Annotated in this window: 12 protein-coding genes; 7 read left to right on the forward strand and 5 right to left on the reverse strand. The window is 38.5% G+C overall.

Features of this window, described 5'->3' with window-relative positions; genetic code table 11:
* Positions 1 to 310 precede the first annotated feature (310 nt).
* A protein-coding gene (locus F897_RS17230; RefSeq protein WP_228127223.1) for an IS5 family transposase occupies positions 311 to 1,062 on the reverse strand; the annotation gives its coding sequence in 2 pieces (ribosomal slippage) (positions 311 to 828 and positions 828 to 1,062; 753 coding nt in all).
* Positions 1,063 to 1,212: 150 nt separating this feature from the next.
* Entirely contained in the window at positions 1,213 to 2,160 is a 948-nt protein-coding gene (gene repM / locus F897_RS15485; RefSeq protein WP_010117601.1) for a replication initiation protein RepM, read from the reverse strand.
* A gap of 392 nt (positions 2,161 to 2,552) precedes the next feature.
* On the opposite strand from repM, the gene F897_RS15490 reads away from it, so the two are divergent.
* From F897_RS15490 to F897_RS15505, 4 genes are all read left to right on the forward strand, one after another.
* Positions 2,553 to 3,191, forward strand: coding sequence for an AAA family ATPase (locus F897_RS15490; RefSeq protein WP_004726798.1), 639 nt, complete (start codon positions 2,553 to 2,555; stop codon positions 3,189 to 3,191).
* A 2-nt stretch (positions 3,192 to 3,193) separates the two neighbouring features.
* Entirely contained in the window at positions 3,194 to 3,493 is a 300-nt protein-coding gene (locus F897_RS15495; protein WP_004726796.1) for a hypothetical protein, read from the forward strand.
* A gap of 254 nt (positions 3,494 to 3,747) precedes the next feature.
* The gene (locus tag F897_RS15500; RefSeq protein WP_034581348.1) at positions 3,748 to 4,680 is read left to right on the forward strand and encodes an IS5-like element ISAba12 family transposase; all 933 of its coding nucleotides are present in this window, start codon (positions 3,748 to 3,750) and stop codon (positions 4,678 to 4,680) included.
* 444 nt (positions 4,681 to 5,124) lie between these two features.
* A complete protein-coding gene (locus F897_RS15505; RefSeq protein ID WP_001255534.1) occupies positions 5,125 to 6,357 on the forward strand; it encodes an ATP-binding protein in 1,233 nt (410 codons plus the stop codon).
* Between the two features lie 271 nt (positions 6,358 to 6,628).
* Here F897_RS15505 and F897_RS15510 read toward each other — a convergent pair whose 3' ends face one another.
* Complete coding sequence (locus tag F897_RS15510) at positions 6,629 to 6,958, reverse strand: DUF4236 domain-containing protein (protein WP_000506885.1); 330 nt, start codon at positions 6,956 to 6,958, stop codon at positions 6,629 to 6,631.
* A 208-nt stretch (positions 6,959 to 7,166) separates the two neighbouring features.
* On the opposite strand from F897_RS15510, the gene F897_RS15515 reads away from it, so the two are divergent.
* Genes F897_RS15515 through F897_RS15525 form a run of 3 tightly spaced genes read left to right on the forward strand, consistent with a single transcriptional unit; the run spans position 7,167 to position 9,268 of the window.
* The gene (locus F897_RS15515) at positions 7,167 to 8,033 is read left to right on the forward strand and encodes a BrxR family helix-turn-helix transcriptional regulator (protein ID WP_005237454.1); all 867 of its coding nucleotides are present in this window, start codon (positions 7,167 to 7,169) and stop codon (positions 8,031 to 8,033) included.
* Between the two features lie 10 nt (positions 8,034 to 8,043).
* Positions 8,044 to 8,655 (forward strand): DUF1819 family protein, encoded by a 612-nt coding sequence (locus F897_RS15520; RefSeq protein WP_005237456.1) that lies wholly within the window; start codon positions 8,044 to 8,046, stop codon positions 8,653 to 8,655.
* A gap of 16 nt (positions 8,656 to 8,671) precedes the next feature.
* Positions 8,672 to 9,268 carry a DUF1788 domain-containing protein gene (locus tag F897_RS15525; RefSeq protein WP_004781051.1) on the forward strand — a complete coding sequence of 199 codons (597 nt, stop codon included), beginning with the start codon at positions 8,672 to 8,674 and terminating at the stop codon, positions 9,266 to 9,268.
* Positions 9,269 to 9,287: 19 nt separating this feature from the next.
* Here the strand turns inward: F897_RS15525 and F897_RS15530 are convergent, their stop codons facing one another.
* Both F897_RS15530 and F897_RS15535 read right to left on the reverse strand, forming a co-directional pair.
* Positions 9,288 to 9,992, reverse strand: coding sequence for an IS6-like element IS1006 family transposase (locus F897_RS15530; protein WP_001067784.1), 705 nt, complete (start codon positions 9,990 to 9,992; stop codon positions 9,288 to 9,290).
* Between the two features lie 157 nt (positions 9,993 to 10,149).
* Positions 10,150 to 11,049, reverse strand: coding sequence for a cation diffusion facilitator family transporter (locus F897_RS15535; protein ID WP_004733183.1), 900 nt, complete (start codon positions 11,047 to 11,049; stop codon positions 10,150 to 10,152).
* Positions 11,050 to 11,085 lie beyond the last annotated feature (36 nt).

The raw sequence follows: 11,085 nt of genomic DNA on the forward strand, positions 1-11,085 counted from the left end.
GTGTAAGTTGCATAAGTTATGTAACTTTATAATTTCATCTTCCTGGCTAATTAATCCAGATCAGTTCTTCGTACTAGTGGAACCTGTAATTTTCAGTGCTGCGCTTCCATATATGGACAAATCCCTGACAAGCATTACCGGGAGAGGTTTCGATCGCATCACTCTCCTCAGGATTACATAAGATTGTAAGTTGTGTAAGTTGCATAAGTTATGTAACTTTATAATTTCATCTTTCTGGCAAATTAATCCAGATCAGTTCTTCGTACTAGTGGAACATATAATTTTCAGTTTATAAAACTAGGGCGTGTCCTCATTTGGCTTTACACCAAATAAACATGCAAGCAATGTAAATCATAGACTGGTAATTTCGTGCAAGCTTATCAAATCGGGTTGCAATCGCTCGGAAATGCTTCAATCTCGCAAACACATTTTCAACTAAATGTCTTAATTTATATAGATATTTATCAAACACCTTATTCGATCTCTTACTGTTTGATCTCAATGGAATAATGGGAATCATATCCTTGTTCTGAGCATATATTCTAATGTGCTCAGCATCATACCCCTTATCAGCAATGAGATAAGTTGCCTCGCCTACAGTATCAATCAGTTGTTTTGCAACTTGACTGTCGTGGACGCCACCCCCAGTGATTTTAAAATCAATCGGTAATCCATTCGCGTCGGTTGCAAGATGTATTTTTGTTGTTCGTCCACCACGTGATTGTCCAATTGCTCTTTCGAAACCATTCCGAGCTCCACTTGCATGTTGATGCACGCGTATGTAGCTTCCGTCAATGAATACCCATTCTTGATCCAAGACGCCTCGTAATCTAAAAAAAATTTATTCCACAATCCCTTGCTTGCCCAACGATTAAAACGATTATAAGCAGTTTGCCAAGGACAAAATTCTTGAGGAATATCACGCCATGTGGCGCCTGTACGCAGTTTCCATAAGATCACTTCCATGATATTTCTACTATTCTTTGAACGGTAGCAACCATGTAATCGCATAGTATCTTGAATTTGCTGCCAGATATCATCGGTAAGAAGAGTACGTGCCATTGAAAATATAGAAATAAAAATAACTCAAAGGAGGATTTTAAGTATTTAAAACCAATTCTTCAAATGAGGACACGCCCTAGGGTTACCAGGGCAGACTAAATTTTTCCTATAGGTTTGTAGTGTTCAAAATAAAAATTTCTATAATTCAGGTTATGATAACTTTTCTGATTTATATTTTTCTTTATAGCCCACTTTTAACAAATCAGAATAATACTTTTTTACCTTTTCAGGGTCGAGGAGTTCAAGTGAAATCCTTTCTTTAAACGCTTCGATCTCTTCGCCTACATTGGCATATTTCCCCCCGAATTCGGGATATTTGATAAGGTCACACAATTTTTGAGCGAAAAATATAGATTGTTTTGGTGTCAGCTGATATGCAGGTTCCAGTACCTTATCACTAACAATTAAGGAAGCTTTTTGATTAAAAGAAAATTCGATATGTGTAATTGTTCTCCCTTCTTTTTTCTGCTCATAACTTACGTCGATATCAGTAAGTTTATTAATTTGATCTATGGCAACCGTCAATACACGCTTTTTGAAATCTCCCATGGTTTTATATTCATTTTCAAGTAGACCTAACTTATCACGCAATTCAACCATACTAATATATAGCTTGCCTTTGCTACGCCATCTAATCAAAAGTTCATACAGCCGTATAGCGTATACACTAGATAATTGAGAAATTTGCTTTAATTCATAACGAGTAAACTTTTCTTCAAGTTTTACAAAAAGCTGTAAAATATCAGGAGCAAAAATTAGTTGAGCACATGCAGCTTCTTTAACATAGCCAACTTTTGATACCCAACGGCTTTTGTAGACCGCTGGCTTACCTGTAACAGGATCTATGGCCTTATAGGTGAGTCTACGTTCAAATAAGTTATCACACGCTCCCTGAAGAGCCTCATAGGCCGCTTGACGACCCAAATTAAAGTGCTTCATGTATTCAGACGCATGTATTGTTAGCAATGTATCCGATGTAAGCTCTTTTTCAATTTCCCTAGCTGCAATAATTGCAACTAAAATTAAGCGTTGTTCAGACAGAGTCAATGCATAAGATGCTTCAATCAAGTTATTGTCTTTATAAATTAGATTTGCCATATTGTGATTAAAGAAATAAATTCCATTAATGGACATTAACACTTAATGTCCATTAATGGAAGATCTATTTATGCCAGGAAAACGTCCATTAAATAAAGGAAAACGTCCATTTAAATAAAGGAAAACGTCCACTTATTGTCAGGAAAACGTCCATTTAAATAAAGGAAAGTGTCCACTTATTGTCAGGAAAACGTCCATATAAAACCTCTGAAAACTAGACTTCATAAGGCATTCAGAGGTTCTATAAATATAAATTTATAAAATATATATAAAATTAAAAAAGAACATTACTTGTGGATAACTTTTTTTTAACTTTATTTTTCACAATAGTTGATTCATGAGATTGAAACTTGTACATTATTTTCAACAAAATTACGTAACTTACATAACTTATGATTATTTTAGTAGGTGGTGAAAAAGGCGGAGCTGGTAAAAGCTGCCTTGCCCAAAACTTAGCAGTTTATTTACAAGAAAAGAATAGAGATATTCTGCTTCTAGATGCAGATCCTCAAGGCACAACAACTGACTGGATTAAAGAACGTGATGAGAATGAGGATTTAAAAAATATTCCATCTGTACAAGCTTCAGGCAATATTCGTCAAGTTTTAAAAGATTTATCAAAAAGATATGAAGATATTATCATTGATGCTGGTGGACAAGATTCGGAAGCATTACGTTCTGCTATGACTATAGCAACACATATGCTCTTGCCTTTTAGGCCTAAACGTAGAGATCTAAAGACTTTGGATCATATGGAACAAGTATTAAAACTGGCACGAGCAGTGAATCCAGATTTGAATGCAAGAGCAATCATTACACAATGCCCAACATTACCGTCACAAGTACAGCGAATTTTAGATGCTAAAGAAGCCTGTGTATCGTTCGGAATAAAAGCATTAGACCACATCACGACAAATCGAAATGTTTATGATGATGCAGATGAAAATGGCTTATCTGTTTTTGAAGTAACAAGTGATCCTAAGGCAAAAGCAGAAATTGAAGGGATAGCTCAAGAGTTTTTAGGAGTATAACTATGGCAGGTCTTAGCGGTTTAAAAAAGAAAACTGACGAGCTTTCAGATCAGGATAAACTGGTTGAAAATTTCATATCTGGAGCTGATAAAAGAGTTAAGGATCTAGAAGTTTCACAAAAGAAATTCGTTCGTTGTACCTTTTCTTTGAACCAAGAATTAAGTGAATTAATTGATGAGTTAATTATCAAAAGTAATAACGCTCGTGTTAACAGATCTAGTATTGTAAGAATAGCTTTAGAGTCACTGGCAGAGCAGAATTTAGAAGATTTTAAGCAGCTCGTTGATAAAAATTTTAAATAAAATAGAGAATGGAAGAGGTTATTCAATCTATAAGATTAAATAACCTAACTTCATAACTTCATAACTTCATAACTTCATAACTTCATAACTTCATAACTTCATAACTTCATAACTTCATAACTTTACTGGCAAATAATTTAAATATTTTGATTTGTTGATAAACCTTATATAGACATCGCGATACTTTGATATTGGAAAATGGCTTTGTTGCACAAACCTATCTGTAAAGGCTTTTTCAGCGATATAATTTTCAAATGAAGAAGCCTGCACACAAAATCTACCGCACAACCAATTGGCCCGCATATAACCGAGCACTCATGAGCCGCGGAAATATTGCCATTTGGTTTGATCCTGCTACGCAATGGTATGCTCCGTCCATCGGTAAACAAGGGCGAAATCAAACCTACTCCGACGCAGTCATCCAATGCTGCTTAATGATTAAATCCTTATTCCGTCTGTCTTTACGTATGGTCACTGGCTTTGTGCAAAGTCTGATTAAACTTTGCGGATTAAATTGGATAGCTCCAGATTACACCACGCTTTGTAGAAGACAAAAGCATATTGATATTGTAATCAGCTACCAAAAAAGTAGCGATGGGCTGCATCTACTCATGGACTCTACAGGCATGAAGTTTCTAGGTGAGGGCGAATGGAAACGCAAGAAACATGGACCTGAATATCGTCGCCAATGGCGTAAACTTCATATTGGTATAGATGCTAAAACCCTACAAATACGAGCAGTTCAGCTTACAACCAATAATGTCAGTGATTCACAGGTGCTTGGTGATTTACTTAATCAGATTCCACAAGATGAGCGGATTGACTCTGTTTATACCGATGGAGCTTATGACACCAAGCAATGCCGTCAGGTCATTGCAGATCGGCAAGCGCATGCGGTGATTCCACCTAGAAAAAATGCGAAACCATGGAAAGATACAAAGAGTAGCTCGCTAGAGCGAAATGAATTACTTCGAGCAATTAAACGTTTAGGCAGGACACTATGGAAAAAATGGTCAGGCTATCATCGCCGAAGTTTGGTTGAAACTAAGATGCATTGCATCAAATTATTAGGAGATAAACTCAGTGCAAGGAGTTTTGATAGCCAAGTCAATGAGATCCATGCACGTGTGGCAGTCCTTAACAGATTTACGGAATTAGGTCGACCACTTACCCAAGTTACGCCTTAAATTTGGCTCAATTAGGGGCGCTTTGTATTTCAAATCTTTGTGCAACAAAGCCGTTTTGCCTATAGATTCTCCCTATGGGCATTTTTTTTGATCAAAAACATGTATAGGTGACTTTAAAATAAACCTTTTAGCAATTCATACGCAATAAGGCTGATACCATTAGCACAATAAAAATGAGTTCCACTCTAGTTAACATCTTAGTTCCATTTACTTTTCACTTAATTTATATAGCAGTTAACTCGTAGCATCAATGAAATAACATAACATGGAAAATAATCAAAAAGACAGAATTTGGATTTTGATCAGATCTGCTGTTTACATGCTTCTACAGTAGCTTTGAATGTTTCACTTAACCTTTAAACTTTTTCTAAAATTAAATATATTTACATATACGTTCTAAAATTTGATAGAATTTATTAAAACTTTAGATTCTAAGTGTAAATAATGAGAAGCGCTAATATTCGACGTGATGGCTACTTAAAATTTCTGAATACATGGCAAGACCGTGATGTCATTAAAGTACTTTCAGGTGTGCGTCGCTCTGGAAAATCCACCTTATTGGCGATGTTTCAACAAGACCTAAAAGCACAGGGCGTACAAGCCGAAAACATCATTGCCATCAACTTCGAATTTATGGAATTTGAAGAACTCACAGATTACCGTAAACTACATGATTATGTACTGTCTAAAGTTGATAAAAGCAAAAAAAACTATGTTTTTTTAGATGAAATACAACATGTTACAAATTTTGAGAAAGTAGTCGACTCTTTATATGTTCGGGATTATATCGATTTATATATTACAGGCTCAAATGCATTTTTTCTAAGTGGAGAACTTGCGACTTTACTTACAGGACGCTATATAGAGCAACACGTTCTACCTCTGTCATTCCAAGAATTTAAACAGTGGCATATTGAAAATAATCCGATCATCCAACAATTATCCAATCGTGATTTGTATGCCATGTATACGCGCAGTAGTTTCCCTTATACGCTTGCCATGACTAGCCAGCAGGAAACTTATGATTACTTGCAAGCGGTCTATGCCAGTGTAATGTTTAAAGATGTTATTCCCCGTTTGAATACGGCCGATATTAACTCTCTCGAGCGTGTCGCAAGATATTTAGCAAGCGTGACAGGCTCACCCATTTCCATCAATAAAATTAAAAATACCTTTGTTTCAAGTGGGGTTAAGATTTCATTTGAAACAGTAAAACGCTATATTCAGGGCTTACAGGACAGTTTGTTATTTTATAGTGCCGCACAATTTAAAGTACGCGGGCGTGAGTTATTACAATCCTCTGAAAAATACTATTTAGTTGATGTCGGATTGCGCCGGATTATGTTGCCTGATGCTAATGCTGATCAAGGTCATATCTTAGAAAATGTGATTTATCTTGAGCTTGTCAGACGAGGTTATACGGTCTATGTAGGGCGGGTTGATGAATATGAAATTGATTTTGTTGCTGTCGATACTTTACAGAATTTAACTTATTATCAGGTGGCATTAGAAACGCTCAATGAGGAGACACTCAGCCGAGAGTTACGTCCATTACAGAAAATTTCTGATTCGTATCCCAAGTATTTGCTTACCTTAGACACGATAGGGACTGAAGCGAATTATAATGGTATTGTAAAAATGAGTGCTCTCGATTGGTTGCTATCTGAAAATAAGTAAAGTTGAGGGTAGACATGGATACTCTTATTTATTAATTAAAACTCAAAGACTTTTCAGCATCATTCAAGAATGTATTCAAGCATAATTTCTGCTCCAATTGTGATGGATCGATTTACCTCGATTCGATTGAGTCAGACTATCATGATTGAGCCAGAGTCGCTTACTGAAAGTAGCGAGAATTGCGCTGGAGTTTCTGAAGGATATTAATTCCTTAGTTTGCCCATTCATCCATCTGGGCATTTTTTTTGATCAAAATACAGTGCTGTTCTTGCTAAAAAATGACGGCACCCACCATAAAACACAATATTCCAAAAATAATCCAAGGCCAGATCTTTGTCTTCGGTTGTTCTAAATTCTGAGGATTATATTCCGTGTGTTCTAGCGATGTCGGTTGTGGAACACGGGTCTTTTTAGAGTAAGGCTGGTGTTTAGAGTAAGATAGTCCCGTACCTGGAATACCGACACTGGTTCGCGTACCTTTTTTTCCAATATTTAGAGAAGCACCAGGTTTGCCAATGCTGGCACTGCTGATGCCTTTATGGGTCAGATTAATTTTAAAACCCGGGAATAATTTAATACTTTTACGAAATCTAAAACCCATATTGCTCTCATTCTAAAACTTAGCTCAATTCACGCGCTATACCAGGATCCATGATCTGCTAGAGATCGTACTTTGACGGCTATCATCAGGATACTAGTATATTTTTTATCTGATGATTGCAATACTACCTTTAAATACCGTCAAAAATGTTTACTGTATATTTGCTGTAGGGTAATCTTAAAGCTGCTATTTATTGACTGATTGGTATATGACGACAGATAAGCATGAAGTCCTGCTACGAATGCGAGCCATCGAGCTGCTTGCTTACTGGGAAGGTCGTTTGGTTACCAATCGTTTGATGAGCTGGTTTGGGCTGAGTCGACAGCAGGCTTCTGCGGATATCAAGCGTTACAATACGCTGTATAACCCCGATGCCTTGATTCATGACCCCTCCGTAAAAGGCTATGTGCCTAAAGCCACGTTTCAACCGGTGCTGACTACCGCACATATCAATGAATATCTCAATATGCTCTCGGGCTTGGTCAGTGAATCGCATGCGCTGATTGCGATGCCAGAACCGAATCTTGCAGCAGTTCAATTACCTGATCGCAGTGTACGTCCTGAAGTGATTCGGGAAGTTTTGCGTGCCTGCCGCAACCAAAGTACTTTAAAAATGATTTATGCCTCGATGCAGAATCCGCAGTGGCATGAACGCATGATTTCCCCACATACCCTGGTGTATACCGGTTTTCGCTGGCATGTCCGTGCCTATTGCCATCAGAGCAAGCAGTTTAAGGACTTTTTACTCTCCAGAATTGATCGCACACCTGTTGTGGTGGCGATTGAGTCAGTAGACCCTGCTCAGGATCAGCAATGGCATGAAGAAATTCTACTGACGCTGATCCCTAATCCAAAATTGAATGAAGCTCAAAAAGCGCTGGTCGAAAAAGACTTCGGCATGCCTGATGGCAGATTACAGATTCCGGTGAAAAAAGCCCTGGCTCACTATACCTTGCAGCGATATCAGGCCGCGATCACGCTGGCTGAGGCGGATGATGCCTTGAAATATCCCTTGGTACTACAACGCTCAGATATCGAAAAGCTGTCGTCTTACCTGTTTGATCAGGCCTCATAGGAGATTGACCATGTTAGAACAATTTCATTATGACAGTGACCTGATTGGTGGCTCCCTGATGGTGCGTGAAAGCCGGCTGATCGCGGATCTGTTATTACGAGAAGCGACTCCAGAACAATGGCATCAGGCAATTCAGATTGACAATACTCTGCAAAAAAGAACGCCTGCTTCAGCCCAACGTAACGCCACTGCCATTCGTAAGCGTCTTGAGCGCTTAGAGCCTGATTTCTGGAAAGCACTACGTGATGGGGATGATGAGCTGGCGACCCAGGTGGCTTTTTGTGGTGCACTGGAACGCAACCTGTTGCTGCTTGAGTTTATGGAAACGGTGATGAGGGATGCCTATATCTCTCAGGCGCAACACTTGGACAGTTATATCTGGTCAGATTTTTTGGATGAACGCTCACAACGTGATCCGGATATCTGTGATTGGAAAGAGTCCAGCAAGAAAAAAATGGGGCAGGTGGTGTTTCGCATGCTGGCAGAAGCCGGTTACTTAAAAAGTACCCGTAAGCTGGAGTTGCAGCGCGTGATCGTCAGAGCAGAGCTGCGTAGCCTGTTGGAAGAACATTATAAACAACGCATTAAAAGATCTATGGAAGTGTCGGTATGGACGCGTTAGTTGTAGAGGGGCAGCAATGAGTCAAACAATACATGAGCGTCTGAACCAGATTCCAGAGCGAATTCTTTCCACTGAGTTTCTCACTGGACAAGGATTGGGCAATGAAATTGGCTTCTGGATTTTTGATTATGCGCCTGAAGATGAGTTGAAAGTGCGCGAATATCTGCATTTTCTCGAAGGGATGCTGGAGAAAAAACACAGTCAGCTGAAGGTGGTGAATATCAACCTGCTGCAAGCCGTGGTGGATTATCTGGCTGAGCGTAACTTCATCGATAAAGCCATTCAAATGCAAAAAGCCAAAGGCGATGAAGCGCTGCTCAAAGCCTTAAAGGGTCCACTGCATATGGATAAGTTCGCGCCGTATCTGGTGAGTAAATATGCCACCAATGCGCAAGATATTGTGTTGATGACTGGGGTTGGGTCGGTTTGGCCACTGTTACGTGCCCATCACTTATTGAATAGTTTGCATTCGTTACTGGGGCATAAGCCAGTGGTGCTGTTTTACCCAGGTTATTACGACGGTCAAGCGATGAGTTTATTTGGAAAAATTCCAAGCAATAATTACTACAGAGCATTCAGAGGCACTGTTGCAAATAGAGATTTGAGTCGATGATGTTTCCTTTAAAAAGTACTTAGAGACCGAAAACCCTGTTGATTAGACACACTTCACCCTGAGGCTGACCATAATAAAATGACGATGCTTGTCCTTTACGTAGTGCACGCATGACTTCAATACCTTTAATTGTGGCATAAGCCGTCTTCATAGATTTGAATCCTAATGTGGCCCTGATGATCCGCTTTAGCTTGCCATGATCACATTCAATCACGTTATTTTTATACTTAATCTGCCTGTGCTCAAGGTCTGGTGGACATTTACCTTCCCGTTTTAACCGTGATAAAGCACGTCCATATGTGGGTGCTTTATCCGTGTTGATCACTTGTGGAATTTGCCACTTCTTCACATTATTTAAAATTTTTCCAAGAAAACAATATGCTGATTTGGTATTACGTCTAGAAGAAAGATAAAAATCAATGGTATCGCCACGTTGATCGACTGCACGATACAGATAAGACCATCGTCCATTCACTTTTACATAGGTTTCATCAATATGCCACGAGCTCAGATCTGTAGGATTACGCCAATACCAGCGTAAACGTTTTTCTATTTCAGGAGCATAACGTTGAACCCAACGGTAAATAGTCGTGTGATCAACATTCACACCCCGTTCGGCCAGCATTTCCTGCAGTTCACGATAGCTAATGCCATATTTACAATACCAGCGCACAGCCCAAAGAATGATTTCGCCCTGAAAATGCCGACCATGGAAAGGATTCATATGCTGCACCTTTAGCTAAAACAGTCTTCAGCTTACCATTCGTGGTTATTTGCAACAGTGCCGTTTAAAGTGCGTGTGATAAATAGAAGTGTAATACAGGAAAATGGTAAGGTTTATCAGCCTAGTCATCTGTCCATTATGTAGAAAGAGCAGCACTTTAATGTTTATGCTGTTCCAATGTATTACATTCCTTACTTTCTATTTGTAACGTAATTTCAGTAATATTATGATTATGTTTTAGAACTTCTAAGGCCTTTTGATAGAGTTGATCTGTATTGCTATTCGGAGCAACCAAATGAGCAGTTAAATGAATATTTTTTGAGGATATAGCCCAGACTTTCAACTGATGAATCCCTTCAACGCCCTCTAGCTTCAATAAATCATTTCTTAACGACTCAATATCAATCTCATCAGGAACTCCTTCAAGCAGAATATTAATACTTTGTTTTAATAAAATCCAAGTTCGAGGTAAGACCCAGAAGCCAATTAACACAGCGATTACGGTATCAACCCACATCCACTGGGTAAAATAAATAACTATTCCTCCGATAATCACGCCTATCGATCCTAGAGCATCACTAAGAACTTCTAAATATGCACCTTTTATATTTAGACTTCCTTCAGCACTCGCAGAAAGGATTTTCATTGAAATCAAATTTACGACCAAACCAATGACCGCGACAATCATCATTTCAACACTTTGAATTTCAGCAGGGTTCGTAAAACGTTGATAAGCTTCATATACAATATATATTGCTACCACAAAAAGCATCACCGCATTAAACAGAGCCGCTAAAATTTCAAATCGCTGATAGCCAAAAGTTCTTTTATCATCTGCGGCTTTTTTACCAATTTTGATAGCGGCAAGAGCAATAGCTAAAGCGGCTACATCAGTAAACATATGAGCTGCATCAGATAACAAAGCCAAACTTTGGGTAATAAAAGCAGCGACAACTTCTACTATTAAAAAAGTAGTCGTTAAACCTAAGGCAACCATTAACTTCTTACTATTTTCTTCAGTAACAACCGCATGGCTATGATCATGATGTTCTGACATAAAATATTTTCCTTATTCTATTTATGATGAGCAGAG

Source organism: Acinetobacter variabilis, assembly GCF_000369625.1.
Lineage (GTDB): Bacteria > Pseudomonadota > Gammaproteobacteria > Pseudomonadales > Moraxellaceae > Acinetobacter > Acinetobacter variabilis.